The organism is Actinomadura formosensis NBRC 14204, assembly GCF_001552155.1.
In the GTDB taxonomy this organism is placed as follows: domain Bacteria; phylum Actinomycetota; class Actinomycetes; order Streptosporangiales; family Streptosporangiaceae; genus Spirillospora; species Spirillospora formosensis.
The window spans coordinates 37658-64554 of sequence record NZ_BCQQ01000007.1; the positions used below are offsets into that span (position 1 = coordinate 37658).

A 26897-nucleotide genomic window follows, 5' to 3' on the forward strand; every position below is an offset into this window, starting at 1 on the left:
TGAAGAGAAGATCAACTAGTGCCCGGACAGCGGCGGACCACGAAAGATGGACCGAATCGGCTCCCCGATGCGAACCTTCGCGGGACCATGGACGTCCTAAACGATCGGACGCCCCCACCGGCCGCCCCTGTCTGCGGGCGTGCCACGAGTAAGGCCGTTCCGTAAGCGATCTTGTTGCCGTCCCGCGGCGCGGGTCCGGCGGGCTGTTGAAGGAGAACGGTGCGAGGTAAGGCCTTGGTGATGGCCCTGGTCCTGGGGCTGGCAACCGCGTGCGGCGGCGGCGAGACCAGCGGAACGACCGCGAAGGGCGGCGAGGACGGCACGCCGCAGGTGACGATCAGCCCGGCGGACGGGAACGGCAAGGCCCGCCCCGACCAGGGCATCACGGTCACCGCCGCGGGCGGCAAGCTCGGCACCGTCTCGGTGAAGCTGAAGGGCGCCGACGTTCCCGGCACGCTGTCCCCCGACAAGACCCGGTGGCGCTCCAAGTGGACGCTACAGCCCGGTGCCGGCTACCAGGTGTCGGCGACGGCGACGTCCGCGAAGGGCAAGTCCACCACCGCGACCAGCGCGTTCCGCGCCAGCCGCGCCACCGCCGCCACCCGCGTCAACAACGTCGTGCCGAGCGAGAACGAGACGGTCGGCACCGGCATGCCGGTCTTCGTCCAGTTCAACAAGGCCGTCCCGGAGAAGGCCAAGCCCGCCATCGAGCGCGCCATCGAGATCTCCTCCACCACCCCGACCGAGGGCGCGTGGCGCTGGCTCAGCGCCGGCGAGTCGTTCAACGGCCTGCCCTCGGTCGTGTTCCGCCCGAAGCAGCCGTGGAAGCCGCGCCAGCGCGTCACGGTCACCGTCCACTACGCGGGCCTGAAGATCGGCGACAACGTCTACGGCGACCGGGACGTCACCCACACCTTCAAGATCGGTGACTCCCACGTCATCAACATCAGCGCGAAGACCCACCGGCTCGTCGTCAAGAAGAACGGCCGCCCCGTCCGCACCTGGGGCGTCAGCCTCGGCAGCGGCGGCGACGTCCAGGGCGACGGCATCGACCACCTGCTCACCACCAGCGGCGTCCACCTGACCATGGACCACAGCCGCCTGGAGCGCATGCGCCCGCCGGGCAAGAAGAAGGGCGACCCCGGCTGGTACGACGAGAAGGTCCCGTGGGCGACCCGCATCTCCAACAGCGGCGAGTACATCCACCAGAACATGGACGACCCGTCCTGCCTCGGCAAGCGCAACTGCAGCCACGGCTGCGTCCGCTCACCCACCGCCGACGCCCAGTGGTTCTTCCACTGGTCCTACCGCGGCGACATCGTCAGCATCACCGGCACCAAGCGCAGCCTCCAGTGGACGAACGGCTGGGGCTACTGGCAACTGCCCTTCGCCCAATGGACCAAGGGCAGCGCCCTAGGAACCCCCATAACCACCACCCAAGCCTGACCCGCGGCTACCAGGTGGAGGGGAACATGCGGTGCTTGAGGAGCAGGTCGACCTGCTCCGCAGCCGCCTTGACGTCCCCGCACGAGCGGAGGTAGCCGGCCCGTCCCCGCTCGGTCTCGTAGTAGGCCCACAGCCCACCGGGGACGGGCCGCACCCTCACGCCGATCCCGACGTCCTCGGTGACCCTGCCCGCGTAGACCCACAGCAGCGGCGTCGGGAACCCGCGCCCGTACAGCTTTATGCACCGCCATCCCCGCGCCTTGACTTCGAGCGATAGCGCCTCCAGATGCCGCACGGCGACCCGGCGGTCCGAGAACGTCCGCCACCGCGGGACATAGCGCCTCAGCACGCGACCCTCGCCCACACCCACTTGCCCGGCCGGGTCTCGGTCACGCCGCACTTGGAGGCCAGGGCCTGGACGAGCGGCAGCCCCCACCCGCCCGTCCCGGCGTCGTGCCCGTCGTCCAGCGCCCGCGCGTCCGGCGCGATGTCGTCGAGCGCCAGCTCCACGACCGGCCGGACGACCGGCATCGCCGCGGACGAGTCCCACACCGCGAGCAGGACGGTGCCGACCTCCCGCGCGAACCGGACCCGGATCTCCCGATCCGGCGTGGCCCGCACCGCATTGGCGACCAGTTCCCCCGCGATCAGCAGAACATCGCCCGCGACCTTTCCGAGCCCCCATTCCCCGAGCCGGAGTTCCACCAGCGTCCGAACCAACCCCGGCACCGTCCCGCTCGCCAAACAAGAAATGTCCAACTCGCCCGACTCCACGACTTTCACCACCTTTCTCCTGCCTTCCTTTCTTTACGTTCTCCGGACAAGCGTGGCCGCGCCGAGTTAATTTCGGAAGGTTCGTGAAGCAGATGCAACAACGGAGGAATGCAAATGAGCCGCGCGGACGCACTGCGCCCCGACTTCTCGCTCTGGCATCTCATCGCCGTTGAGCTGCGCAGACAGCGTCAGATGCGGCGGATCTCCGGGGCGGCCCTGGCCGTCATACTCAACTGCGATCGCTCGACTGTCGCACGCTATGAATCAGGCGACGTCCAGCTCCCCATAGCGCGCGCTCGGATCTTGGACCGCGAATGGGACATGCAGGACCTCTTCGAGAATCTGGTCAAACACGCCAAGAACGCCCGAGACCTCGACTGGTGGGAGACATTCAAGGAATACGAGCGGCGTTCGACCCTCATCAAGACCTACGAGCCCTCACTGATCCCCGGACTCCTCCAACGGGAGAGCTACGCACGTGCCGTCTTCACCGCCAGCCGCAGGACGGACGCAACGGAGGCGGTCACAGAACGTCTGGCACGTCAGGAGATCCTCACCCGCCAAGACCCGTGCAAGCTCATGACCATCCTGGACACAGCGGCCATCCTGCGCATCTTCGGGGACGTGGACGTGATGCGCGACCAACTCGGCTACCTTCTCGAAGTTTCCGAGCAGCCGAACGTATACCTGCGAGTGACCTCTGACCGCCTCATCGGCTACGGCGGTGTCGGTGGTGGGTTCACCGTAATGCAGACTCCCACTGGCGACCTTGGTTACGCCACCGTCGGTTCCACTGGGCACATCTCTCTCGACCCCACCGATATCCAGGAACAGACGATACGGTATGACCAGATCGGTATGTCCTCGTTGTCCATCGAGGCATCCCGTGCCTTCATCGCCAAGACACTGGACTCGCTCTCATGATCACTCAATGGCGCAAATCTACGCGATCAGAAGACCACGGCAACTGTGTCGAACTGGCCGCACTCCCCCACGCCATCGCCATCAGAGACAGCAAAGCCCCCGACACCGGCCACCTCACCCTCACACCCCACGCCTTCACCACCCTCATCCACCGCGCCAAGCAGAACAAGCTCAACCTCTGAGAGGACGCCAATGACGACATGGCGGAAGTCCCACCACAGCGACGAGACCGGCGGCCACTGCATCGAACTGGCCGCACTCCCCCACGCCATCGCCATCAGAGACAGCAAAGCCCCCGACACCGGCCACCTCACCCTCACGCCCCACGGCCTCACCGCCCTCCTCAATCGTCTGAAGCAGGACGCCCCAAACACCTGAGTGGGAGCCATGACGACTTTCCTCGTATGGCGCAAGAGCAGCCGAAGCACCCAGGGCACTTCCGAGCAGTGCGTGGAACTCGCGCAACTACCCAGCGGCATCGGCCTCCGAGACAGCAAAGCCCCCGACACCGGCCACCTCACCCTCACACCCCACGCCTTCAACGCACTCCTCAACCACCTAAAGCACGACGAGCCAAGCCTCTGAGGAGAAGCCAATGACCATCTGGCGCAAGTCCAGCCACTCCGGCTCCGGTGGCATCGGCGGCCAAGAGTGCGTTGAGGTCGCTGGTCTGAGCGGCGGCATCGGCATCAGGGACAGCAAGGCTCCAGACGGCGGCCACCTCACCCTCACACCCCGTGCCTTCACTGCACTCATCCACCGCGCCAAGCAGGACAAGCTCAACCTCTGAGGGGACGCCAATGACGACATGGCGTAAGTCCCACCACAGCGACGAGACCGGCGGCGCTTGCATAGAAGTGGCTGCGTTCCCCCACGCCATCGCCATCAGGGACAGCAAAGCCCCAGGCAGCGGCCGCCTTGCGCTCACCCCTCACGCCTTCTCGCTCCTCCTCGCCCACCTGAAGTCCGACGACGATCAGAGGTGAAGCCGTGACTTCCACCAGATGGCGCAAGAGCAGCCGCAGCACGGAGGGCACTTCCGAGCAGTGCGTGGAACTTGCGCAACTACCCAGCGGCATCGGGCTCCGGGACAGCAAGGCTCCGAACGCCGGCCACCTCGTGCTCTCCTCCCAAGCCTTCGCCACCCTCATCACACACCTGAAGAGAAACGACCTGGGCAACTGAGGTGAAGCCATGACCGCATGGCGTAAATCCACATGGTCGGACGACTACGGCAACTGCGTGGAACTGGCCGTACTCCCCCACGCCATCGCCATCAGGGACAGCAAGGACCCCGACAGCGGCCACCTCACCCTCACGCCCCACGCCTTCACTGCACTCATCCACCGCGCCAAGCAAGACAAGCTCAACCTCTGAGGGGATGCCAATGACTACCTGGCGCAAGTCCAGCCACAGCGACGAGACCGGCGGCCACTGCATCGAACTGGCTGCACTCCCACACGCCATCGCCATCAGGGACAGCAAAGCCCCCGACAGCGGCCGCCTTACGCTCACCCCGCACACCTTCTCGGCCCTCCTCGCCCACCTGAAGTCCGACGACGATCAGGGGTGAAGCCGTGACTTCCGCCGGATGGCGCAAGAGCAGCCGCAGCGCTCAGGGCGCTTCCGAGCAGTGCGTGGGACTTGTGCAACCACCCGGCGGTGGGTGGGAAGGGCCGCGATAAGCCGGGGCCGGTGTTCCTCTTGTCGCTTTTCAGTGACCGACGTCGTGGTCGCCGATTTCGACGAGTCCGCTCTCGTACGCGAAGATCACGATCTGGGCGCGGTCGCGCAGGCCGAGCTTGGCGAGGATGCCCGACACGTGCGACTTGACGGTGGCGGCCCCGATGAAGAGCTCCGTGGCGATCTCGGAGTTGCTGGACCCCCGTGCGATGGCGGCCATCACCTCGCGTTCCCGGTCGGTGAGGCGCTCCAGGCGGCGCGCGAGGGTGTCGTTGACGGAGCGGTGCTCGGCGAACCGGCTGACGAGCCGCCGGGTGATCGACGGTGCCAGCAGCGCGCCGCCGTCGGCCACGGTGCGGACGGCACCGGCGAGCTGGTCGGCGGGAATGTCCTTGAGCACGAAGCCGCTGGCACCGGTCCGCAATGCCTTGTAGACGTACTCGTCCGGGTCGAACGTGGTAAGGATCAAGACCCGGACGTCCCAGTCGGATTCGGCCAGGATCCGGGACGTCGCCTCCAGGCCGTCCATGTCGGGCATCCGGATGTCCATGAGCATCACGTCGGGGCGATGCCGCCGCGCCGCCTCGATCGCCTCCAGCCCGGTCCCGGCCTCGGCGACGACCTCGATGTCGTCGTGGACCCGCAGGATCATGGCGAAACCCCCGCGGACCAGTGCCTGATCGTCGACCACGACGACACGGATGGTCACGCCGCCCCCTCCTCGCCCGGCGGTTCGTCAGCGCGGGCGCGAGGCCCGGCGGCCCGTCGCCGGCTCACGTCGGCCCGCCCGCGGCGGGCAGGTGGGCGACGACCTGGAACCCGCCCCCTGGGCGCGGCCGGGTGTCCACGGTCCCGCCCAACAGTAGCGCCCGTTCCCGCATCCCCACGAGGCCGTGACCGCCCGCTCCGCCCCGGACGGCGTCCGATCCCGCCATGACGGCGGTGCCGTGACCGTCGTCGAGCACCTCGATCACGATCTCGCTCCTGTCGGTACCGAGCCGGACCTCGGTACGGGCACCGGGACCGGCGTGCTTGAGGACGTTCGTGAGCGCCTCCTGGACGATGCGGTAGGCGAACAGGTCCACGCGTGCCGGAAGCGCGTCCGGCACCCCGTCCATCGCCAGCGCGACCTCCACGCCCGCCTCGCGGATCTGCTCGACGAGCCTGGGTAGGTCCGCGAGGCCGGGTTGAGGGCCGAGTTCGTCAAGGTCGGTCTCCGGGCGAAGGACCCCGAGCAGGTGGCGCAGCTCGTCCAGCGCCTGGCGCCCCGCCTGCTCCACCGCTCCCATCGCCTGCAGCGCGCCGTCCAGGTCCTGCGCGGCCACGGCCTTGGCCGCGCCCGCCTGGATCGTCATGAGGCTCACCCGGTGGGCGACCACGTCGTGCAGTTCCCGGGCGATGCGGGTGCGCTCCTCGGCCAGGATCCGGCGGGCCTCCGCGGCCTGTTCGCGCAGCCGCTGGGCGGTGCGCTCCTTGCGCAGCCGGAAGCGGCGCCCGACGTACCACACCCCGAAGGCGAAGAGGCTGCCGAAGGTGGCGTGCACCTCCCACGAGACCGGATCATCGAGGCAGTCGAGCTGGACCAGGGCGATGGCCGCGGCGATGCCCACCGGGCCCCACCGCTGCACGGTCTCGTACCGCCCCACGCTGTACAGGGCGATGAACGCCACGAGCCCGCCCTGGTCCTCGTGGCGGACGACCATCACAGCCCAGGCGGCCAGGCCGACGCCGAGCACGATCAGGGGCGCGCGCCTGCGCCAGCACAGTCCCGCGGCGGCCACCACCGAGACCGGCAGGAAGACGAGCGAGATGTCGCCAGGGGGACGGATGAGAAGCGAATCACCGGGACCGTCCACCACGAACACCGTGACGAAGAGGGCGGCGAGCGCGAGGACGGCGTCCGCGGAGCGGGGCCAGCGGGTGAAGGGGTTCCAGCCCGTCCCCTGGGCGTTCCCGGGCGACGTGCGGGACGGCGCCACCAGGCGGTTCACCGTCGCTCCCCCGGTGAATCGCCGCCCCACGGGGGACTGGCGCTCCGCGGTGATCCGGCGCTCTCCGGTGATCCACGCGATGAGGCGTCGCGGCTCGTCGGCTGGCACGGACTCACCGTAGATCAGGCCGGACCCGGGGTCATCCGCCCGCGGGCGGATGACCGTCTCCGCCGCGCGGCGGGCGAGCGTGCGCCGGCGGCCCCGCGCGGACCCGCCCGGCGAGGGACGACGGAACCGGTCCGCGGGCGGGCGACTTCGCCGGTCCCGGCGAGGACCGTTGAGCACGGGGCGTCGGCTTACGGCGCCCCGACATCCGAACCAGAGCACCGGGAGAGCACAGCCGTGCATCGTCTTGTCCGCCGTATCGGCGCCGTCAGCGCCCGCAGACCCTGGACCGCCATCGGGGCGTGGCTGATCGCCGCGGCCATCGTCATCGGGTTCGCGGGCGCCTCCGGCGGCGCGTTCGTCGACGACTTCATCGCCCCCGGCAGCCAGAGCGAGCGAGCGATGGACCTGCTGGAGAAGCGCTTCCCCGAAGCGGCCGGCGGCAGCGCGAGGGCGGTGTTCGCCGTACCCCGCGGACAGCGGCTGGAGGACCACCGGCCCGCCATCGACGCCGCGGTCGCGCGGATCACCCGCGTGGAGCACGTGGCCGGGGTCGCCGATCCGTTCACCGCGGGCACGGTGTCGCCCGACGGGCGCATCGGTTTCGCCGAGATCACCTTCGACCGTCCGGCCGCCGGGCTCGGCCCGAAGCCGATCGCCGAGATCACCGACCTGCTCCGTCCCGCCCGGACGGCGGGCGTCACGGCCGAACTCGGCGGCGACGCGGCCTTCATCAACGCCGAGCCGGTGACGTCGGCGGCGGACGCCGCCGGCCTGGTGGCCGCGCTCGTCGTGCTGCTCGTCGCGTTCGGGACGGTCGTGGCCGCGCTGGTCCCGATCACGCTCGCCCTGGTGACGGTCGCCGCGGGCCTCGGCGGTATCGCGCTGCTGGCCGGCGTGTCGGACGTCTCCAGCGCCGCGCCGACCATCGGCGCCGTGATCGGTCTCGGGGTCGGCATCGACTACGCCCTGTTCATCATGTCCCGCTACCAGGAGAACCGCGCCACCGGCCAGGACAACTCCACCGCACTGGCCAACGCCATGGGATCAGCGGGCTCCGCCGTCCTGTTCGCCGGCGGCACCGTCGTCGTGGCGATGGCCGCCCTCCTGCTGACCGGGCTGGGCTTCCTGATCTCGGTAGGGCTCAGCGTCTCGCTGGTCGTGCTGTTCGCCGTGGGCACCGCCCTCACCCTGCTGCCGGCCCTGCTGTCGCTGCTCGGCGATCGCATCGACCGCGGACGGCTCGTACGCCGGCGGCGCCCCGTCAAGCAGGCGGGGGACACGGCGTGGTGGCGCTTCGCCCACCGCGTCTCCGGCCGGCCGTGGCCGTACCTGATCGCGGCGTCCGCGGTGCTGGTCGTGCTGGCGATCCCGGCTCTGTCGATGCGAACGGGATTCCCCGACGCCGGCGACGACTCGCCGAGCACCACGCACCGCCGGGCCTACGATCTGCTGGCCGAGGGCTTCGGCCCGGGCTTCAACGCACCGCTGCTCCTCGTCGTCGACCTGCGCGCCCCCGGTGTGAACGCCCAGGGCATCCCCGCGCTGTCGCAGCGCATCGCCGACGACCCCGGCATCGCCACGATCGGGAGGCCGCAGGCGTCCCCAGCGGGGGACACGGTCGTGCTGCCCGCCGTCCCCACCACCGCGCCGGCGGATCCCAAGACCTCCGAGACCCTCGGACGCGTCCGCGGCCTCGCCCCCGCCAACGTCTCGGTGTCCGGCCTGACCGCCATGACCGACGACCTCACCAGGCAGCTCTCCGACACCCTGCCGACCTTCGTCACGGCGATCCTGATCGCGTCGTTCCTGCTGCTCATGGTGGTGTTCCGGTCCATCGCGGTACCGCTGAAGGCCGCCGGGATGAACCTGCTGTCGATCGGTGCCGCGTACGGCGTCGTGGTCGCCGTGTTCCAGTGGGGGTGGCTGAAGGATCTGTTCGGCCTGGACGGGACGTACCTGATCGCCTCCCCGCTGCCCACGATCTTCTTCGCGATCCTCTTCGGGCTGTCCATGGACTATGAGGTGTTCCTGCTCTCCCGCATCCGCGAGGAGTACGAGGCCACGGGCGACACCGCCGAGTCGGTGGCTCGCGGCATGGCGGGCAGCGGCCGCGTGATCACCTCTGCCGCGCTGATCATGACGGTGGTGTTCCTCAGTCTCGTCGCCAACGCCTCGCCGCTCGTCAGAATGCTGGGCCTGGGGCTGACCACGGCGATCGTCCTCGACGCGACGATCGTACGAATGGTGCTGGTCCCGGCGGCCATGGCCCTGATGGGCCGGATGAACTGGTGGCTCCCACGCTGGCTCGACCACCGGCTGCCTCACCTGAGCATCGAGCAAGCCGACGGCGTCCCGCACAATCCGCGGCCGGTATCCGCCGTAACCACGAATGGCCGCACCTGACCCGTCCAAGCGCGCCGGCCGCTTCGGCCTCACCGTCACGGCAGAAGCGGAGGCGGGGCTCTGATCCTTGGACACCGGCACAGCGATCCCGCCCGCGGCTGCGACCACTTCCAATCGTCCAGCGGAGACGTTCACCTGGTCATCGCGGCTACGGAGTTTGCGGCGACCGAGGGGGCGGGCGGTGGGGGCAGTACTCGGCGGTCACGGCCTGGGCGGTGAGCTGGACCTGGTTGACGGCGTCGGTGGTGAAGACGAACGACATCGTGTGCCGTCCGTCGCGCGTGCCGCCCGTCCAGGTCTCCCAGCCGTCCAGGGTTCCGCCGTTGCCGTACACCTTCACGCCGCAGGGCGGTGTGGCGATGACCGTCCCGAGGCCGTAGCGGAACATGTCGCTGCCGGGATAGGGCTGCGACCCCGGGACGGGACGGAGCATCGCGCGCAGCAGCCGTCCGGGCAGCAACCGTCCGGCCAGCAAGGCGGAGTCGAACCGGTTGAGATCGCCGGCCGTGGAGATCATGTCGCCTGAGGCGCGGGCGAAGGTGGTGTTGACCTCGGTGGTGTCCTTAAGCCGCGCCGGGTCGCCGTTCGCCGGTGTGTACGCGCTCAGGTGCGGGCCGCGGATCCGCGGGTTCGTGCCGGGAAAGTAGGTGCCGCGCAGGTGGAGCGGCCGGATGATCCGCTTCGTGATCTCGTGCACGTACGTCCGGCCGGTGACGCTTTCGATGATCATACCGAGCAGCGCGTAGTCGGTGTCGGAGTACCGCCAGGAGGTGCCGGGCGGAAAGTCGGGCGGGTACTCCAGGCCCGCCTCGGCCAGTTCCCGCAGCGTGAAGTCGTGCCGTGGGTCTGTTACGGCGATCTCCTCGATGCGGGGGTTGCGCGTGTAGTCGGCGATCCCGCTGGTGTGGTTGAGCAGCATGCGCACCGTGATCTTGTCGCCCCGGTACCCGTTGCCCTGGACGACACCGGGGATCACCTGATCGACGGTGTCGTCGAGGCGCAGCCGCCGCTCGGCGACGAGCTGGAGGATCACGGTCGACACGAACGTCTTGGTGATGCTGCCGACCCGGAATCTCATGTCCGCCCGTGGTGGCCGCCGGGTCGTGAGGTCGGCGACTCCGCTGGACAGGTTCAGGACGCGGCGAGGCGTGCGCGATTGGGCGAGCGCCCCCGGAGCGCCCTGCCGTACGGCCTCGTCCAGGACGCCTTGGAGGGCCTTCCCCGCCCTGTCGCCACCGGCCTCGCGCGCCCGTTGCGCGGCCGTCGCCGTGCCTCCGGCGATGTTCACCCCGGCGGCGAGAACCACGACCGCGAAGGCGGCACCCCAGGCCGCCGGACCACCCATGAGCGCTTTCCTGATCAACATACCGTCACTCTAGGTGAGCATCTGGTAGCAATATGTCTTCAAAACGAGAAGGGAGAGTAATCCGGGTGGACACCGACCTGCCGAGGACCGGACAAGGACGGCAAGTGAGGGAAATAGCCACGATGGAGGACGTCATACGGCGCCTGGACGCGCTGGTCGCACGCTTGTCCGCTGCCGGGTGGTTGACCCAGGGGCGGGTCAAGGCGGCGTTGTATGACGTCCCCCGGCACGTCTTCGTCCCGCCGGTCGCGTGGACCGGGGAAGGCGATCGGGTGGACAGGAATACCTCTCCCGAGCGCTGGCTTGATCTGGCTTACGGGGACGACGCGATCATTACGCAGGTCGATGACGGGCAGACCGATGTCGCCGCCGGGGACGGGCGCTTCACCTCCTCTTGTTCGGCGCCGAGCACCGTGGTGTCCCTGCTGGAGTTGCTCGACATCGAGGCGGGGCACCGGGTGCTGGACGTCGGCACCGGAACCGGGTGGACGGCCGCCCTGCTCTCCCGGATGGTCGGCGCGGAGAACGTGACCAGCGTGGAGATCGATCCGCAGGTATCGGCGCGGGCCGCGGAGAACCTGAAGACCGCGGGGCTGTCTCCCCGGCTGGTCGTGGGTGATGGCGCGGAGGAACGGGAAGGGTTCTTCGATCGCGTCCACGCCACGTGCGGGGTGTCGCACGTCCCCTACGCGTGGGTGCGGCAGACGCGGCCGGGTGGGGTCATCGTGACGCCGTACGCTCCTGGGTTCGCGTCCGCTCATGAACTGCGGCAGGGGACCGGAATCTGTGGGAGGAAGCCGTCGCGGCCTACTTCTGGTGGGTAGGGCGTGGCAGTCCCGGTCGCGAGCGCTTCGGGCTCACCGTCACGTCGGGGGCGGAGGCCGTGTGGCTCGGCTCCCCGGCCGATCCGATCGGTCCCGCGCGGCGTCCCGGACCGGTGTGAGATATGCCCGTAATGGGACGGGACCTTCGGCCCTTGTTCCTCAAGTGGCGCCACGTTTCTGGTGGAAAAGAGACGGCCGCGCGGCGACCGCGTCCCCCACCCCGCCGAGCACCCCCGCAGAGGGCAGGGCTGCCTCCCCTGCTGGTCGTGGGCGGCGGCGCGGAGGAGCGGAGGGCGGGTGGCTTGATCCATCGTCCGGCCCGGTGAATCCGGGTGCCGGGGAAGCGGGCAGATGGGACGGCTCGACTACACTTTTATTATTCGTTGCCGTAATCATGCGCGCTTAGGGGTGGGGGTCATGACCGCGTCGCAGAGCACCGCCGAGGAGTTGCGCGGTGTCGGGCTGCGGGTGACGGCCGCCCGCGTCGCTCTGCTGGAGACCGTCCGGCACGGTGACCATCTTGAGGTCGAGGCGATCGCCAACGGGGTGCGCGATCGGGTGGGTCACATCTCGCTTCAGGCGGTGTACGAGGCGTTGCACGCGCTCACGGCGGCGGGGCTCGTGCGGCGTATCGAACCGGGCGACAGTCCGGCGCGGTTCGAGGGACGTGTCGGCGACAACCACCATCATCTGGTGTGCCGCAAGTGCGGTGCGATGAAGGACGTCGACTGCGTCGTGGGGCACGCGCCCTGCCTGGAGCCGGTGGACGAGGCCGGTTACCTGGTCGATGAGGCCGAGGTCACGTTCTGGGGGCTGTGCCCGCAGTGCCGTCCGTGAGGGACGGCGTCCGGGCCGGCCCGGAGTGAGCCGGCCCGGACGGAGCGGTCACGCGAGTTCGAAGCGGTCCAGGTTCATCACCTTGTCCCACGCCGCGACGAAGTCGCCGACGAACTTCTCCTGCGCGTCGTCGGCCCCGTAGACCTCCGCGACCGCGCGCAGCTCGGAGTTCGCGCCGAACACCAGGTCGACGCGGCTGCCGGTCCACTTGACGGCGCCGGAGGCGTCGCGGCCCTCGAAGGTCTCCGCGTCCTCGGACGTCGGCTCCCACACGGTGCCCATGTCGAGCAGGTTCACGAAGAAGTCGTTGGTCAGCGTCCCGGGCCTGTCGGTGAACATCCCCAGCCTGGTCCTCTGGTAGTTCACGCCGAGGGCCCGCAGGCCGCCGACGAGCACCGTCATCTCGGGCGTGCTCAGGTTGAGCAGTTGCGCCCGGTCGACGAGGAGGAACTCGGCCGGCAGCCGGTTGCCCTTGCCGACGTAGTTGCGGAACCCGTCGTGCGTCGGCTCCATCGCCGCGAACGACTCCACGTCGGTCTGCTCCTGCGAGGCGTCGGTGCGTCCCGGCGTGAACGGCACCTCGATGTCATGGCCCGCGTCCCTGGCGGCCTTCTCGACCGCCGCGCAGCCGCCGAGGACGATGAGGTCGGCGAGCGAGATCTTCTTGCCGCCGGTCTGGGCGGCGTTGAACACCTCCTGGACACTCTCTAGCGCCCGCAGCACCTGCGCCAGCTCGTCGGGCTCGTTGACCTCCCACCCGCTCTGCGGCTCCAGGCGGATGCGGGCCCCGTTGGCGCCGCCGCGCTTGTCGCTGCTGCGGAACGACGCGGCCGACGCCCACGCGGTGGAGACCAACTGCCGCACCGACAGGCCGGTGGCCAGGATCCGCTGCTTGAGGTCGGCGACGTCCCGGGCGTCGACGAGCTCGTGGTCCACGGGCGGGACGGGGTCCTGCCACACCAGCGTCTCGGCCGGGACCTCCGGGCCGAGGTAGCGGGCGATCGGCCCCATGTCGCGGTGGGTCAGCTTGAACCACGCGCGGGCGAAGGCGTCCGCGAACTCGCCGGGGTTGTCCTTGAACCGCCGCGAGATCGGCTCGTAGATCGGGTCGAACCGCAGCGACAGGTCCGTCGTCAGCATCGTCGGGTGGGTCCGGCGCGACGGGTCGTGCGCCATCGGGACGGTGTCGGCGCCGGCGCCGTCCTTGGGCCGCCACTGCCAGGCGCCCGCGGGGCTCTTGAACAGCTCCCACTCGTACCCGAACAGGATCTCCCAGAAGTTGTTGTCCCACGTGGTGGGCGTGTTGGTCCAGATGCCCTCCAGGCCGCTGCCCATCGCGTCGTCGCCCTTGCCGGTGCCGTGGGTGCCCTTCCAGCCGAGGCCCATCTGCTCCAGCGGCGCGGCCTCCGGCTCCGGCCCGACGTTGACGTCCGGGTCCGCGCCGTGCGTCTTGCCGAAGGTGTGGCCGCCGGCGATCAGCGCGACGGTCTCCTCGTCGTTCATCGCCATCCGGCGGAACGTCTCGCGGATGTCGCGGGCCGCGGCGATCGGGTCCGGGTTGCCGTTCGGCCCCTCCGGGTTGACGTAGATGAGGCCCATCTGCACCGCGGCGAGCGGGTTCTCCAGCTCCCGGTCCCCGGTGTAGCGCTCGTCGGCGAGCCAGGCGGTCTCGGGGCCCCAGTAGACGTTCTCGTCGGGGGTGTAGACGTCCTCGCGTCCGCCGCCGAACCCGAACGTCTTGAAGCCCATCGACTCCAGGGCGACGTTGCCGGCGAGGATGTACAGGTCGGCCCACGAGAGGCTCTTGCCGTACTTCTTCTTGACCGGCCACAGCAGCCGGCGGGCCCGGTCGAGGAGGACGTTGTCCGGCCAGCTGTTGAGCGGCGCGAAGCGCTGCTGGCCGCTGCCGGCCCCGCCGCGGCCGTCGTGGACGCGGTAGGTGCCGGCGCTGTGCCACGCCATCCGGACCATGAGCGGGCCGTAGTTGCCGAAGTCCGCCGGCCACCAGTCCTGCGAGTCGGTGAGCAGCTCGGCGATGTCGCGCTTCACGGCGGCCAGGTCGAGGCTCTCGAACGCCTCGGCGTAGTCGAAGCCCTCGCCGTAGGGGTTGGCCGCGGGCGGGTTCTGGGCGAGGACCTTCAGGTTGAGCTGGTTCGGCCACCAGCCGCGGTTGCCGCCGCCCTGGGTGGGGTGCGGGGCGCGCGTGTGCACGACCGGGCAGCCTCCGGCGCTTTCGTCGTTCGTCTCGTAGACGTTGTTCTCAGCCATGGCTTCCTTCCAGGACGAAGCAGGGATGGATCAGGTGGAACAGCCGGGGCACAGGCCCCAGTAGACGACCTCGGCCTCGTCGATCGAGAAGCCTCGATCGTCGGACGCGGTCAGGCAGGGGGCTTCGCCGGTGGCGCAGTCGACGTCGGCGATGACGCCGCACGACCGGCACACGACGTGGTGGTGGTTGTCTCCGGTCCGGGACTCGTAGCGGGCCACGGACCCGGACGGCTGGATGCGCCGCACCAGACCCGCCGCCGCCAGCACGCGCAGCGAGTCGTACACGGCCTGGTGGGACACCTTCGGCAGGTGCCCGCGCACGGCCCGGATGATCGAGTCCGTGTCCGCGTGCGGATGCGCGTGCACCGCGCTCAGCACCGCGACCCGCGGACGGGTCACCCGCAAAGCGGCCCCGCGCAGCATCTCCCGGAACTCCATGGGCGTCGCCACGCAGACAGAGTCGCCCATTTTCTTGAATCAGTCAAGATAAAGAGAGTCCCAAGTCTGAGCCGGGCGACGAGGCCCGTCCCGGCGGGCGACGCGTCCTGCCGGTGCGTGACCCCGACTCCGGTGAAAGACCTCCTTTCGCAGGAAGGAGGTGCAAATTGGGGCGTTTCACTAGGATGCTCCCGTGCGCGAAGATCAGAAGGTCCTGGACGACGGCGTGCTGACCGCGCCCCCGCTCCCGGCGGACGACGGGCCGCTCGACGAGCCGCTCGCCGGCCCGGCGAGCGAGGACGACCCCGCCGAACCGGCCGGAAAGCGCAACCCGGTCCCCGCGGCCGATCCCGCCCCGGTGCGCGCGTTCGGGCAGGACGTCGAGCGCCTCACCGGGCTGGTGACGCAGCTCGCCACGCTCGCCGCGACGCTGGGCGACCGGCTGGACGGCGAGGTCCGCGGCGCCCTGGACAGCGCCGAGCAGGCATTGGCCGAGGCGCGCGGTGCGCGGGAGCGGTCCACCGAGGCGGACGCGCGGGCCGAGGAGGCCGAGACCCGCGCCGAGGCGGCCCGGCAGGAGGCGGCCAAGGCGCGCGAAGAGCTGGAGAAGGGGCTCGCCACCGCGAAGGCGAGCGTCGCCGCGGCGCAGGAGAGCGAGGCCAACGCGTGGAAGGAGGCCGGCGCCCACCAGCAGGCCCGTGCCACGGCCGCGAACGAGGCCGCCCACGCCGAAGGGCTCCGCAAGCGCGCCGAGATGGCCTGGGGCACCGAGCACCAGGCCCGCAACGACGCCGAGCGGGAACGCGACGACCTCGCGGTGCGGCTGTCCGCCGAGCAGAGCGCGCTGGCCGCCGCCCGCTCCGATCTCGCGGACGTGAAGTCCGAGCTGGCGGAGGCCCGGTCCCGGCTGGATGACGCCGCCGAGGCCGAGCGGCGGCTGCGGGCCGAGCTGAGCGTCGTCCAGGGCGAGGTCGCGGGGCTGACCGTGGAGCGGAACGCCGCCGCGGCCAGGGCCGAGGAGTACATCGAACGCGCCAAGCGCGCCGAGCAGCTCGCCGACTCCGCGGAGGACCGCATCCTCGCCGCGATGACGCGCGCCGACCGGGCCGAGCAGCGCGCGGACGACGCCGAGGTCCGCATCAACCGGGACGCCGCCACCGTCCGCGCCCTGCAGGACACCGTCCGCTCGGCGCTGGACCTGCCGTCCGTCGAGGACCTCGGCGAGGGCCGCCGCGGGATCCGGGTCGGCGAGACCGGCTCGGTGATCACCCAGCCCGGCGGGCTGATCGGTGTCGAGCAGATGCCCGACTTCATGGACGGTGAGCTGGCCGCCCGGTTCGCCCGCGCGCTGCTGGCCGTCCGCGTCCACCAGGCGACCCGGCGCGCCGTCCCGGACGAGCCCGTCGAAGAGGCCACGGACGTCTCCTTCGAGGCGTAGGGGATTCATCGGCGCGGGGGCCGTCTCCGCTGGTCCTCGCGGTGAGCCGGAAAAACACCCGTTTTATATGCCTCGGTGGCATCTTCCGGCACCGCTGTCCCGGAAAGGCCAAGATCAATGCACGCATCGCATTGCCCATTACTCAGCGCAGGTGAATGATTGCGGTGCGCTTCCGAATTCAAGTGGTGATGCAGTGACCGTGGAAATGGAACGGCTGGGTGAACCATTCGGTTTCACCGGCGACGGCGACGGTGGCCGGCGGGCCCGCCGGCTCGTCCGCGAGCGGGCCGCCAAGGTCGTCGCGGACGAGCGGCTCCTCGACGACATCGAGCTGATGACGGCCGAGGGCGTCGCGAACGCCGTCCTGCACGGATCCGGGCTCATCACGGTGACCGTCTCGGCCAAAGGCCGGCGGCTGCACGTCGAGGTCACCGACGGCGGCCCCGCCCACGGCGGCTCCGACGGCCTCCCCCGCCTCGACCACGGCCGCGGCCTCACCGTCATCGACACGCTGGCCGACGCATGGGGATTCGAGCAGTCCCCCGGCCGCACCCGCCTCTGGTTCACCGTGACCCCCGGACGGTAAGGGGCCGCGGCGACGCCGCGGGATGGCGCGCCCAGGATTGAAATCTTTCCAGCCGGATAGGCTGAACTCACCATGAAGGGCAGTGCTGGGCTGCGCGAACACCAGGGCGGGCTGCGCGAGCGCAAGAAAGAGGCGACGCGCCGTGCCCTGCACGAGGCCGCGATGCGCCTCACCGCCGAACACGGCCTGGGCGAGGTCACCGTCGAGGCCATCGCGGACGCCGCGGGCGTCTCCCGCCGCACGTTCTCCAACTACTTCGGCGGCAAGGAGGAGGCGCTCCTCTACGGCGGCGAGCAGCGGATGCGCTCCCTGCTGGAGACGTTCGAGGGCCGGCCGCACGACGAATCGTCCTGGACGGCGCTGCGCGCGTCCTTCGACATCGTCCACGAGCAGTTCGGCGACCTGGACCCGCGGTGGGTGGCGCAGGTCCGGCTCGCCCGCAGCCATCCGTCCGTGCTGGCCTGGCAGCTCGCGCACGACGCCGAGTCCGAACGCGTCCTCGCCGGGCTGATCGCCGCCCGGGAGGGGCTCCCGTCCACCGTCCTGCGGCCCCGCGTCATCGCGGGCGCGTTCGTCACCGCGCTGCGCGTCGCGTCCCAGAGCTGGATCGACGAGCGGCCCGCCCGCCCGATGGCCGAGATCGTCGCGGAGGCGCTCACGGAGGTCGCCCGCGAGTTCCGCTGAGGCGTGCTCACGGCAGAACTCCCGCCCCGACCGGGTTAAATGGTCAAACCATGAATCGGATTCGAGGTGCGGACGATGAGCGCGGACGGTGACCGGGACGATCCCGATTTCTGGTCGTTCGTCGACCTCGCGGGGCGGCGGCTGGCCGAGGAGTTCGGCTTCCCGGACCGGCTCGCGACCCGGCTGCTGCTGACGCTGAACCGGGCCTCGGCGATCGTCACCTACGACCTGGAGTCGACCGTGCACCGGCCGCGCGGGCACTCCTGGGCGGGCTTCCGGCTGCTGTTCGTGACCTGGCTCGCCGGGCCGCTGGAGCCGGGACGCGCCGCCACGCTGGCCGGGATGAGCCGCGCCGCGGTGTCCAACCTGGCCAAGACGCTGATCGCGGACGGGATGATGGTCCGCACCCCGGGCGAGCGCGACGGCCGGTCGGTGATCTTGTCGCTGACCGAGCGGGGGCACAGGGCAATGCTGGAGATCTTCGCCGGGCAGCACGAGCGCGAGCGGCAGTGGGCGGGCGCGCTGACCGAGACCGAGCAGCAGATGCTGATCATGCTGCTGGACAAGCTCATCGCCGGACGCGACCGCTTCGACGTGCGGGAACGGAGCTGACCCGCGCCGCGGTGACCGGGTCAGGCCCTTCCCTGGGCGGCAGAAGCGTCGTAGTGTCGGCAGAAAATAGTTAATGCGTTAATCATCGGAGGCGATGGACCATGGCCCACTACCGCCGGGTCGGCCACGTGCCGCCGAAGCGCCACACCCAGCATCGTCACATCGGCCACGGGGACGGCGAGGAGCGGCTCTACTTCGAGGAACTGATGGGCGAGGAGGGCTTCTCCTCCGACTCGTCCCTCCTGTACCACCGGGAGATCCCGTCCGCGATCGTGGACTCCCGGGCCTGGGACGTCCCGGACGTGACGACGACCCCCAACCACCCCCTCAAGCCGCGTCACCTGAAGCTGCACGAACTGTTCCCCAAGGAGACGTGGGCCGACACCGACGCCGTCACCGGACGCCGGGTGATCCTCGGCAACGGCGACGTCCGGCTGTCGTACGTCGTCTCCGCCGCCGGCTCGCCGCTGTACCGCAACGCGACCGGCGACGAGATCGTCTACATCGAGTCGGGCACGGCCACGGTCGAGACCGTCTTCGGCACGCTGGACGCCGAGCAGGGCGACTACGTCGTCATCCCGACGTCCACCACGCACCGCTGGCTGCCGACCGGCGACCAGCCCCTGCGCGCCTACGCGATCGAGGCGACCGGCCACGTCGCGCCGCCGAAGCGCTACCTGTCGCGCTACGGCCAGTTCCTGGAGCACGCCCCGTACTGCGAACGCGACCTGCACGGCCCCGGCGACCCCCTCCTGTCGGACGAGACCGACGTCGAGGTCCTGGTCAAGCACCGCACCTCGCGCGGCATCGTCGGCACGCGCCTGACGTACGCGCGGCACCCGTTCGACGTGGTCGGCTGGGACGGCTGCCTGTACCCGTTCACGTTCAGCGTCCACGACTTCGAGCCGATCACCGGCCGCGTCCACCAGCCGCCGCCCGTCCACCAGGTGTTCGAGGGGCCGGGCTTCGTCGTGTGCAACTTCGTGCCGCGGAAGGTCGACTACCACCCGCTGTCGATCCCGGTGCCCTACTACCACTCGAACGTCGACTCCGACGAGATCATGTTCTACTGCGGCGGGAACTACGAGGCGCGCAGGGGCTCCGGCATCGGCCAGGGCTCGGTCTCCGTGCATCCCGGCGGGCTCGCGCACGGCCCGCAGCCCGGCGCCTACGAGCGCAGCGTCGGCGTCGAGTTCTTCGACGAACTGGCCGTCATGGTCGACACGTTCCGCCCGCTCGAACTCGGCGAGGGCGGGCTGGCCTGCGAGGACGAGGCGTACGCCTGGACGTGGGCGGGGCGGCGATGATCCCCGCGTTCGCCCGCGGCCTGTGCGACGACGCCGCCGTGTTCCCGCCGGGTCTGGCACCGCTCGCCGCCGCCGTCCCGGCCCACCGCGCGCACCGCGCCGCCCCCTACGCCGATCTCGTCGGCCCCCTCGTCCTGCCGGCGACCGCGCTGGAGGAGTTGGACCCGCTGCTCGGCGACGAGCCGCTCGACCTGTCGATCACCGCGCCGGGCGGGCCGTGCCAGGCCGCCAAGTCCCTGGTCACGGCCGCCGGTCTGGCCGTCCGGGTGCGCGGCCTGGAGGTCGCCGTCCCGCCCGGCATGGGGCCGGAGGAGTTCTTCCGCCTGCTCGGCCGGGTCGATGTGCCCGTGTACGTCGAGATCCCGCGCGACGAGCGGCGTCCCGCGATGATCGACGCGGTCCGGGCCGGCGGCCACCGCGCGAAGTTCCGCACCGGCGGAGTGAAGGCGCATCTCTACCCGAGCCCGGACGAACTGGCCTCCGCGGTCAAGGCCGTCGTGGACGCCGGCGTCCCGTTCAAGGCGACGGCGGGGCTGCACCACCCCGTCCGCAACACCGACCCGGAGACCGGCTTCCACCAGCACGGCTTCCTGAACCTGCTGCTCGCGACCGACGCGGCCCTGCGCGGCCGTCCCCCGGCGGAACTGGCGGCGATCCTGGCCGACCGCGACGCCGCGTCCGTCGCGTCCCGCGTCTCCTCGCTCGGCGAGACCCGCACGAGCGCCGCACGCGGCCGTTTCCTGTCCTTCGGGACGTGCAGCATCACCGACCCCCTGAACGAACTCGCGGACCTCGGCCTGCTCGCGTCCGCACTCCAGGAGACCCCCCGATGACCCGCATCGCGATCCCCGACGGCTCCCTCTTCGGGCTCGCCAACCTCCCCTACGGCGTGTTCTCGACCCCCGGCACCGCGCCCCGCGTGGGCGTCCGCGTCGCCGGCGTCGTCGTCGACCTGGCCCTCGGCCTCGGCGACGACGTCTTCGCCGCGCCGTCCCTGAACCCCTTCATGGCGCAGGGCCACGACCGCTGGGTGGAGGTCCGGGAACGAATCCTCGGCCTGGTCTCGGGCGACGTCCCGGACGAGGCCGTCCACCCACTGGACGCGGTCACCCTGCACATGCCGTTCGAGGTCGCCGACTACGTGGACTTCTACGCGTCCGAACACCACGCGTCCAACCTCGGCCGCCTCTTCCGGCCCGGCGCCGACCCGCTGATGCCGAACTGGAAGCACCTTCCGGTCGGCTACCACGGCCGCGCCGGCACGGTGGTCCCGTCGGGCACCGGCATCGTCCGTCCCTCCGGCCAGCGCAAGGGCGAGGACGCCCCCACCTTCGGCGAGAGCCGCCGCCTGGACATCGAGGCCGAGGTCGGCTTCGTCGTCGGCACCGGCTCACCGCTCGGCACTCCCGTGAGCACGGACGACTTCTCCGAACGCGTCTTCGGTGTCGTCCTCGTCAACGACTGGTCGGCACGAGACATCCAAGCCTGGGAGTACGTGCCGCTTGGCCCGTTCCTGGGGAAGAGCTTCGCGACGTCCGTCTCCCACTGGGTCGTCCCCCTCCTCGCCTTGGAAGCGGCCCGCGTGGCGACCCCGCCCCAGGACCCGGAGCCACTCCCGTACCTGCGCGAGAAGAATCCCTGGGGATTGGACCTCTCCCTTGAGGTCTCCTGGAACGGCCGGGTCGTCTCCCGTCCGCCCTACCGCGAGATGTACTGGTCACCGGCGCAGATGCTCGCGCACATGACGGTGAACGGCGCCTCGTCCCGCACCGGCGACCTGTTCGCCTCCGGCACGGTGTCGGGCCCGGCCAAGGACCAGCGCGGCGCCTTCATCGAGCTGACCTGGGGCGGCAAGGAGCCGGTCACGGTCAACGGCGAACCCCGCACCTTCCTGGAGGACGGCGACGAGGTGAGCATCACCGCCACCGCTCCCGGCCCCTCCGGCGGCCGTATCGGCTTCGGCGAGGTGACCGGCCGCATCCTCCCGTCCACGGCCCGCTGAACCGCGGATCCGGGCCGGGGTCGTGCCGGAGCACGGCAACGGCTCCCGCGTGACCCCGCCCTCGGTCTCCGCGTTCAGTCGATGACCGCGGTGGCCTCGATCTCGACCAGGAGGTCGGGCTCGGCCAGCGCGGCGACGCCGATGCCGGTGAGCGGCGCGACCGGGGTGACACCGAGCTTCGCAGCGGCGCGGGCGACCCCCTCCGCGAACAAAGGCATCTTGTCGGGGGTCCAGTCGACGATGTAGACGGTCAGTTTCACCACGTCGTCGAAGGACGCGCCGGCCTCGGCCAGGGCGGTGCCGACGTTGAGGTAGCACTGCTCAACCTGAGCGGCGAAGTCGCCTTCGCCGACCTTGCCGCCGTCGGCGTCGCGGGCGACCTGGCCTGCCATGAACACGAGCTTCGATCCGGTGGCGACCGACACCTGCCGGTAAAGATCGACCTTCGGCAGTCCATCGGGGTTCACCAAGGTGATGGCCATGCTGACTTCCTTCCGTTAGAGCCCGTGAGGCCGGGCTTCCCAAACCATAGCATTGCTATGCCATGTATTCTGACGCCATGGCGAGGACGAAGGATCCCGCGGTCCGCACCCTGCTCATCGAGCGGGCCGCCCACATGCTCCGCACCCGCGAGCCCATCACCCTGCGCTCGCTGGTGGCCGGCACCGGCGTGTCGACGATGGCCGTCTATACCCACTTCGGCGGCATGGACGGCATGTGGCAGGCCCTGCGGCAGGAGGGATTCACCCGCCTGGCGGCCAGGTTCGCGGCGCTGGCGATGTCCGCGGACCCGGTGCGGGATCTGTCCGCCCTGGTCGCCGCCTACCTCGGCAACGCCCTGGACCACCCCGACCTGTACCGGGTCATGTTCGACGCGACCTTCGACCTCGAAGACCTCAAAGCCGCGGACGCCACCCTCGAATACCTCGTCCGGGCAGCGCGGCGGGCCAGGGACGCCGGGCGTTTCCGCCCCGGCCTCGACCCGCTGGAACTGGCGATCCAGAGCTGGGCCATCGGCCACGGGCTGGTCTCCCTGGTCACCAACGGTCCCCTGCCCCGCCAGACGCTCGACCATGCCGCCCCCATGCTGACCGCGCTGTTCATCAGCCAGGGAGACCTGCCCGGCAGATGCCGCGCCTCCGTCGAGCAGGGCTGGAAACAGCCGACCCCGTCCGGCGAAGAACCAGAAGACCGGGCAGGAACGCAGCGAGGGTGCGTTTGAACAGCCGTTAGGGCGCCCCCAGCCTGGTGATCGTCCCGTTCAGCGGGACGCCGCTGGACGGGCCGTCCCCCATGAACGAGAGTCGGCGACCATGCCGAGTCCGGACATCGCCGAGCGCATCGCCCGGCTGGAGGCCATCGAGGAGATCAAGGCCCTCAAGCACCGCTACCTGCGCGCCTGCGACGCCAAGGACCCGCGGGAGTTCCGGGCGTGCTTCATCGCCTCGGGCGCCTCGATCGACTACGGCCGCCTCGGCGCCTTCGACGACGCGGACGGCATCGCCGAGGTCTTCGCGAGGATCGCCCTCCAGCGGATCGATGGCAAGAACGCCATCCTCGACATGCACCACGCGATGCACCCGGACATCACCGTCCACGGCGAGACCAGCGCGTCCGGCCGCTGGACGTTGAAGTTCCGCCAGGTCAACCTGCTCGACAACACCGAGACCGTGACCACCGGCGAGTACGACGACGAATACGTCATCGAGGACGGCCGCTGGAAGATGTCGAAATGCCACTTCCGCCGCTACTGGTCGATCACCCGCCCGCTCACCGCGGACTGCCGCGTCGACCAGTAGCGGGCCGGGACCGGAGTCCCGGCCCATGAATGCGAAGTTCCGGTGCGGCCGGCTCCGCCGGTTCTCCGGCGACTTCACGTGGTCTGCAAACCTTCGCAAACCCTTGGCGGTCGTCCGCTCGGTGGGCGGCGGGTGGGCACGAGGCGATGATGAGGCAGCAGCGGCACCCCACCACGATCGTGCTCCGCGACGTGCGGATCTTCGATGGGATGAGCGACCGGATCCGGACCGGCCACGTGGTGACCGAAGGCACCAAGATCAAGACGGTGGGGGACGGGGACCCGCCCGCGAGCGCCCCGGAGGCCGCGGTCATCGACGGGCGCGGGGCGACGCTCATCCCCGGGCTCAGCGACGCCCACGTGCACCTCATCCTGGCCGGCGCCACGCAGAGCGAACTGACGTTCGGCGGCGCGGGCATCGGGTACCTGAGAGCGGCGGCCGAGGCCGAGGCGATGCTGATGCGCGGGTTCACGACCGTCCGCGACATGGCCGGCGACACCGGCGACCTCAAGCGGTTGATCGACGCGGGCGCGCTGCCCGGCCCGCGGATCTATCCCAGCCAGGCGGGCCTGTCCCAAACCGGCGGGCACGGGGACTTCGGCATGGTGTACGACGTGCCGACCGTCCTCGGCGGGACCGCGACGCGCGCCGAGCGACTGGGGCTGATGCGGATCGCCGACGGTACGGCCCAGGTGCTGGCGGGGGTGCGCGAGCAGCTGAAGAAGGGCGCTTCGCAGATCAAGATGATGGCAGGTGGCGGTGTCGCGTCCGCCTATGACCACCTGGACGTCCTGCAGTACACCGCGGACGAGTTGCGCGCCGGGGTGGGGGCCGCGGCCGACTGGGGCACCTATGTGGCGGTCCACGTCTACACCGGCGCCGCCATCCGCCGGGCGGTCGACGCGGGGGTCCGGGTGATCGAGCACGGTCATCTGGCCGGGGAGGACGACCTCAGGTTGATGGCCGACCACGACGTCTGGCTGTGCACCCAGCCGTTCGCCGAGAGCGACCACCGCTACCCCAGCCCGTCGTCGGCCGAGAAGAACCGGCAGGTGTGCACGGGGGTGGAGCGCGTTTTCGGCTGGGCGCTGGACCACGGCGTGCGGCTCGCCTTCGGCACCGACCTGATGCTGAACCCCGCCGGGAGCGCGAAGCAGAGCGAGATGCTCACCCGCCTGGCCGGACTGGCCGGCGGCCCCGAGAAGGGCTTGAAGGTCGCCACATCCGGCAACGCCGCCCTGTTCCGCGAGGCCGGGCTTCGCGACCCCTACCAGAACCCGACCGCCGCCGACGTGGCCGCATACGGAGCCGGACCCCACGTGGCCCACCTCGGCGTCATCGCCGAGGGAGCGTGGGCCGACCTGCTCCTGGTCGCCGGCGACCCCACCCGTGACCTGGGACTCCTGGGTGATCCGGCCACCAACCTGAAGGTCATCATCAAGGACGGCCGTATCTACAAGAACACCCTGCCCTGACCGTCCGCCGCCGGGCCGCCTCCACCGGCCGCGCCCGGCTACTCCCCCGTGACGCCGTCGGCGAGTTCCCGGACGATGTCGAGCTGGCCGACATGGCGGGCGTACTCCTGCAACACGTGGAACAGGATCCAGACCAGCGCCGGTTGGTGCTCGGGCGGATTGAACCCGCCGCCGCTGCGCGCCCGGTCCTGGAGCCCGGCACCGGCGACGATCTTCCTTGACCGTTCGCATTCGTCCAGGAAGAGCCGTCTGATCTGCTCCGCGGACTCGTCCCGGCCGACATGCAGGCGCTGGGTCTCCGGGGCTCGGTCGCCCCAGACGTCGTCCACCTGCTCGGCGGCGAAGCCCCAGCGGAACCAGCGCCGCTCCACGAAGGCCAGGTGCTTGAGGAGGGCGAGCGGCGTCCAGCCGGACGGGAGGCGGCTCGTGCGCAGGTCGTCGTCCGGCAGGCCGTCGAGCTTCCGCAGCAGCGCGGCCCGGTAGTAGTCGAGGTAGCCGAGCAACAGTTCACGGGTGTCGGTCAGCGTGTCCGGCGGCTCGTCCGCGGGCGATGAATCAACCATCCGCCGAACAGTAATCGCGTGGCCACGCAGTGGCCCACCATTATTCAGGCTCGTTTGAGGGTTTGTGGGCCACTGATGAAGGTGACCAGGTCATATGGTCGGCCAACTTTGCCAAGGTACTTCAATGAAACGATTGAGAGATGGAGGTGAGAGCGTGAAGTTCGTACTTGAGGTCGATATGAGCGACGGGGCCGTGGCCGCGGACGCGGCGAAGGAACTGGGGCGGATTCTGCGGTACTGGGCCGGGAACGTCCGGCATTACGAGTTGCGGCCCGGCGACGAGTCGGCCATCCATGACTCCGACCATCGCGACGTGGGCCGGTGGCGGATCGTGGAGGCCTCCTGATCCGCCGGAGAAGTGAGAACGCCCGGCCGGGGGCACCGGCCGGGCGTTTCGCGGGGGGCGGTCAGCTCACTTGATGTTCTTCGGGCGGTACGCCTTGTACTGGCTGCCGCTGGAAAGGCCGTACGTCCGGGTGCGGTAGTCGGTGCCGTAACCGCCGCGCTGCTCGTACGCCCAGTAGGCGGTGTGCTTGCTGCTGGTCCACCTCTCGAAGATGACGACGTGCCGGGTGGTGTTGCTCCCGATCGCGTCGATGACCAGGTCGCCCTTCTTGAGCTGGGACATCGCGATGCGCGTGGTGTACGAGGACGACGCCAGGCCGACCGTGTTCGGGCCGGGCTTCGGCAGCGCCAGCGCCATGGACGCGTAGCCCGAGCAGTCGGTGCGGTAGCCGCCGTAGGTCCTCGACTGGCTGTAGGGCACCCGCTTGCTGGTGTGCGGGTGCCAGGTCCTGGCGCGGGCGATGACCTGGTCGCGGGTGACCTTCGGGACGGCGGCCACCGCGGCCTGCCCGTCCGCCGCCTGCAACTGGATGCCCTGGGCGGGCGCGGCCGGCGCGGCCGACGTGGACACCCCGGCGAGGCCGAAGGCGGTGCCGCCGGCCAGCGCCAGGGAACTGACGCCGATGAGAAGGGTCCGGGGGGAAGGCATTGATATTCCTCCTTGAATGGCTGGGAAATTGCGCCCTTCCGGGGCGCCGAGCGGGGGGATGTCGATCGACTCGGCAAACCCTAGGGACCGTGTTGCCGCATTCGCCAACATCGCCGGAAAGTTGGGACAAGCCGGCCATGGGACAGCGCTGACCTGCGATAACTCCGTCTCACGCCGCGCGCGGATGGGACAACGGGACACAATTGAACGATCCTCGTTGATCACTTTCGGTACCCGATGGCGAACAATGAGTGATCATCTGGTATCCCGTTGCGGCAACTGTGGGACGGGGCATAATGGGCCGGCGCCGGCCGGGTTCCAGAGCGCACAAGGGCCGGGCGACTTCCTCACCGGCGATATGACCTGCGGGAGAAT

The 26897-nt window shown here is 70.2% G+C and carries 34 protein-coding genes; 24 read left to right on the plus strand and 10 right to left on the minus strand.

What is annotated here, in order from left to right:
* Positions 1–219 precede the first annotated feature (219 nt).
* Positions 220–1446: a L,D-transpeptidase gene (locus tag AF1_RS02910; RefSeq protein ID WP_242608661.1), complete on the plus strand. Its 1227-nt coding sequence runs from the start codon at positions 220–222 to the stop codon at positions 1444–1446.
* A 7-nt stretch (positions 1447–1453) separates the two neighbouring features.
* Here AF1_RS02910 and AF1_RS02915 read toward each other — a convergent pair whose 3' ends face one another.
* Together AF1_RS02915 and AF1_RS02920 are read right to left on the minus strand one after the other, a co-directional pair.
* Positions 1454–1795 carry a hypothetical protein gene (locus AF1_RS02915; RefSeq protein ID WP_067793420.1) on the minus strand — a complete coding sequence of 114 codons (342 nt, stop codon included), beginning with the start codon at positions 1793–1795 and terminating at the stop codon, positions 1454–1456.
* Entirely contained in the window at positions 1789–2229 is a 441-nt protein-coding gene (locus tag AF1_RS02920; RefSeq protein WP_165488332.1) for an ATP-binding protein, read from the minus strand. The genes AF1_RS02915 and AF1_RS02920 overlap by 7 nt, the downstream gene beginning before the upstream one ends.
* Before the next feature lie 105 nt (positions 2230–2334).
* Here AF1_RS02920 and AF1_RS02925 point away from each other — a divergent pair, with 105 nt between their 5' ends.
* The 9 genes from AF1_RS02925 to AF1_RS02960 are packed head-to-tail and all read left to right on the plus strand — an operon-like array spanning position 2335 to position 4717.
* On the plus strand, positions 2335–3144 hold the full coding sequence (locus tag AF1_RS02925) for a helix-turn-helix domain-containing protein (protein WP_067793422.1): 810 nt from the start codon (positions 2335–2337) through the stop codon (positions 3142–3144).
* Positions 3141–3326 (plus strand): DUF397 domain-containing protein, encoded by a 186-nt coding sequence (locus AF1_RS32965; protein ID WP_084262389.1) that lies wholly within the window; start codon positions 3141–3143, stop codon positions 3324–3326. The genes AF1_RS02925 and AF1_RS32965 overlap by 4 nt, the downstream gene beginning before the upstream one ends.
* A gap of 10 nt (positions 3327–3336) precedes the next feature.
* Entirely contained in the window at positions 3337–3522 is a 186-nt protein-coding gene (locus tag AF1_RS32970) for a DUF397 domain-containing protein (RefSeq protein WP_084262390.1), read from the plus strand.
* Positions 3523–3531: 9 nt separating this feature from the next.
* Positions 3532–3729: a DUF397 domain-containing protein gene (locus AF1_RS02935; RefSeq protein WP_067793424.1), complete on the plus strand. Its 198-nt coding sequence runs from the start codon at positions 3532–3534 to the stop codon at positions 3727–3729.
* A gap of 10 nt (positions 3730–3739) precedes the next feature.
* Entirely contained in the window at positions 3740–3934 is a 195-nt protein-coding gene (locus tag AF1_RS02940; protein ID WP_067793425.1) for a DUF397 domain-containing protein, read from the plus strand.
* A 10-nt stretch (positions 3935–3944) separates the two neighbouring features.
* A complete protein-coding gene (locus tag AF1_RS02945) occupies positions 3945–4130 on the plus strand; it encodes a DUF397 domain-containing protein (protein WP_067793426.1) in 186 nt (61 codons plus the stop codon).
* A gap of 4 nt (positions 4131–4134) precedes the next feature.
* Positions 4135–4329 (plus strand): DUF397 domain-containing protein, encoded by a 195-nt coding sequence (locus AF1_RS02950; protein ID WP_067793427.1) that lies wholly within the window; start codon positions 4135–4137, stop codon positions 4327–4329.
* A 9-nt stretch (positions 4330–4338) separates the two neighbouring features.
* Positions 4339–4521, plus strand: a complete 183-nt coding sequence (locus AF1_RS02955; protein WP_067793428.1) for a DUF397 domain-containing protein — start codon at positions 4339–4341, stop codon at positions 4519–4521.
* Positions 4522–4525: 4 nt separating this feature from the next.
* On the plus strand, positions 4526–4717 hold the full coding sequence (locus AF1_RS02960) for a DUF397 domain-containing protein (protein ID WP_067793429.1): 192 nt from the start codon (positions 4526–4528) through the stop codon (positions 4715–4717).
* A 141-nt stretch (positions 4718–4858) separates the two neighbouring features.
* Here the strand turns inward: AF1_RS02960 and AF1_RS02965 are convergent, their stop codons facing one another.
* Positions 4859–5536 (minus strand): response regulator transcription factor, encoded by a 678-nt coding sequence (locus tag AF1_RS02965; RefSeq protein WP_067793430.1) that lies wholly within the window; start codon positions 5534–5536, stop codon positions 4859–4861.
* Positions 5537–5600: 64 nt separating this feature from the next.
* Complete coding sequence (locus tag AF1_RS02970; protein ID WP_207393971.1) at positions 5601–6926, minus strand: sensor histidine kinase; 1326 nt, start codon at positions 6924–6926, stop codon at positions 5601–5603.
* Between the two features lie 234 nt (positions 6927–7160).
* Here AF1_RS02970 and AF1_RS02975 point away from each other — a divergent pair, with 234 nt between their 5' ends.
* On the plus strand, positions 7161–9329 hold the full coding sequence (locus AF1_RS02975; RefSeq protein WP_067793431.1) for an MMPL family transporter: 2169 nt from the start codon (positions 7161–7163) through the stop codon (positions 9327–9329).
* 148 nt (positions 9330–9477) lie between these two features.
* Here AF1_RS02975 and AF1_RS02980 read toward each other — a convergent pair whose 3' ends face one another.
* Positions 9478–10695, minus strand: a complete 1218-nt coding sequence (locus AF1_RS02980) for a serine hydrolase domain-containing protein (RefSeq protein ID WP_242608662.1) — start codon at positions 10693–10695, stop codon at positions 9478–9480.
* A gap of 104 nt (positions 10696–10799) precedes the next feature.
* On the opposite strand from AF1_RS02980, the gene AF1_RS02985 reads away from it, so the two are divergent.
* Complete coding sequence (locus AF1_RS02985) at positions 10800–11519, plus strand: methyltransferase domain-containing protein (RefSeq protein WP_067793432.1); 720 nt, start codon at positions 10800–10802, stop codon at positions 11517–11519.
* Positions 11520–11936: 417 nt separating this feature from the next.
* The gene (locus AF1_RS02990; RefSeq protein WP_067793433.1) at positions 11937–12356 is read left to right on the plus strand and encodes a Fur family transcriptional regulator; all 420 of its coding nucleotides are present in this window, start codon (positions 11937–11939) and stop codon (positions 12354–12356) included.
* Positions 12357–12404: 48 nt separating this feature from the next.
* Here AF1_RS02990 and katG read toward each other — a convergent pair whose 3' ends face one another.
* Positions 12405–14624 (minus strand): catalase/peroxidase HPI, encoded by a 2220-nt coding sequence (katG, locus tag AF1_RS02995; RefSeq protein ID WP_067793434.1) that lies wholly within the window; start codon positions 14622–14624, stop codon positions 12405–12407.
* A 30-nt stretch (positions 14625–14654) separates the two neighbouring features.
* Entirely contained in the window at positions 14655–15047 is a 393-nt protein-coding gene (locus AF1_RS03000) for a Fur family transcriptional regulator (RefSeq protein ID WP_067793471.1), read from the minus strand.
* A gap of 208 nt (positions 15048–15255) precedes the next feature.
* Here AF1_RS03000 and AF1_RS03005 point away from each other — a divergent pair, with 208 nt between their 5' ends.
* From AF1_RS03005 to fahA, 7 genes are all read left to right on the plus strand, one after another.
* Positions 15256–16500 carry a coiled-coil domain-containing protein gene (locus AF1_RS03005; protein WP_067793435.1) on the plus strand — a complete coding sequence of 415 codons (1245 nt, stop codon included), beginning with the start codon at positions 15256–15258 and terminating at the stop codon, positions 16498–16500.
* Between the two features lie 193 nt (positions 16501–16693).
* The gene (locus AF1_RS03010) at positions 16694–17086 is read left to right on the plus strand and encodes an ATP-binding protein (protein ID WP_242608663.1); all 393 of its coding nucleotides are present in this window, start codon (positions 16694–16696) and stop codon (positions 17084–17086) included.
* A gap of 72 nt (positions 17087–17158) precedes the next feature.
* Positions 17159–17770 carry a TetR/AcrR family transcriptional regulator gene (locus AF1_RS03015; protein WP_067793436.1) on the plus strand — a complete coding sequence of 204 codons (612 nt, stop codon included), beginning with the start codon at positions 17159–17161 and terminating at the stop codon, positions 17768–17770.
* A gap of 75 nt (positions 17771–17845) precedes the next feature.
* Positions 17846–18382, plus strand: a complete 537-nt coding sequence (locus AF1_RS03020; protein WP_131732440.1) for a MarR family winged helix-turn-helix transcriptional regulator — start codon at positions 17846–17848, stop codon at positions 18380–18382.
* 101 nt (positions 18383–18483) lie between these two features.
* A complete protein-coding gene (locus AF1_RS03025) occupies positions 18484–19689 on the plus strand; it encodes a homogentisate 1,2-dioxygenase (RefSeq protein ID WP_067793438.1) in 1206 nt (401 codons plus the stop codon).
* Positions 19686–20522 (plus strand): nitrogenase component 1 family protein, encoded by an 837-nt coding sequence (locus AF1_RS03030; RefSeq protein ID WP_067793473.1) that lies wholly within the window; start codon positions 19686–19688, stop codon positions 20520–20522. Before AF1_RS03025 ends, AF1_RS03030 begins: the two co-directional genes overlap by 4 nt.
* A complete protein-coding gene (fahA, locus tag AF1_RS03035; protein ID WP_067793439.1) occupies positions 20519–21691 on the plus strand; it encodes a fumarylacetoacetase in 1173 nt (390 codons plus the stop codon). The genes AF1_RS03030 and fahA overlap by 4 nt, the downstream gene beginning before the upstream one ends.
* 74 nt (positions 21692–21765) lie before the next feature.
* Here fahA and AF1_RS03040 read toward each other — a convergent pair whose 3' ends face one another.
* Positions 21766–22173: a RidA family protein gene (locus tag AF1_RS03040; RefSeq protein WP_067793440.1), complete on the minus strand. Its 408-nt coding sequence runs from the start codon at positions 22171–22173 to the stop codon at positions 21766–21768.
* Positions 22174–22250: 77 nt separating this feature from the next.
* On the opposite strand from AF1_RS03040, the gene AF1_RS03045 reads away from it, so the two are divergent.
* From AF1_RS03045 to AF1_RS03055, 3 genes are all read left to right on the plus strand, one after another.
* Positions 22251–22913 carry a TetR/AcrR family transcriptional regulator gene (locus AF1_RS03045; protein WP_067793441.1) on the plus strand — a complete coding sequence of 221 codons (663 nt, stop codon included), beginning with the start codon at positions 22251–22253 and terminating at the stop codon, positions 22911–22913.
* Between the two features lie 91 nt (positions 22914–23004).
* On the plus strand, positions 23005–23490 hold the full coding sequence (locus AF1_RS03050) for a nuclear transport factor 2 family protein (protein WP_067793442.1): 486 nt from the start codon (positions 23005–23007) through the stop codon (positions 23488–23490).
* A 146-nt stretch (positions 23491–23636) separates the two neighbouring features.
* On the plus strand, positions 23637–24965 hold the full coding sequence (locus tag AF1_RS03055; protein ID WP_084262393.1) for a metal-dependent hydrolase family protein: 1329 nt from the start codon (positions 23637–23639) through the stop codon (positions 24963–24965).
* Between the two features lie 38 nt (positions 24966–25003).
* Here AF1_RS03055 and AF1_RS03060 read toward each other — a convergent pair whose 3' ends face one another.
* Positions 25004–25528 carry a DinB family protein gene (locus AF1_RS03060; RefSeq protein WP_067793443.1) on the minus strand — a complete coding sequence of 175 codons (525 nt, stop codon included), beginning with the start codon at positions 25526–25528 and terminating at the stop codon, positions 25004–25006.
* A gap of 154 nt (positions 25529–25682) precedes the next feature.
* Here AF1_RS03060 and AF1_RS32975 point away from each other — a divergent pair, with 154 nt between their 5' ends.
* Entirely contained in the window at positions 25683–25874 is a 192-nt protein-coding gene (locus AF1_RS32975) for a hypothetical protein (RefSeq protein ID WP_084262394.1), read from the plus strand.
* Between the two features lie 66 nt (positions 25875–25940).
* Here the strand turns inward: AF1_RS32975 and AF1_RS03065 are convergent, their stop codons facing one another.
* Complete coding sequence (locus AF1_RS03065) at positions 25941–26522, minus strand: NlpC/P60 family protein (RefSeq protein WP_067793444.1); 582 nt, start codon at positions 26520–26522, stop codon at positions 25941–25943.
* Positions 26523–26897: the final 375 nt, after the last annotated feature.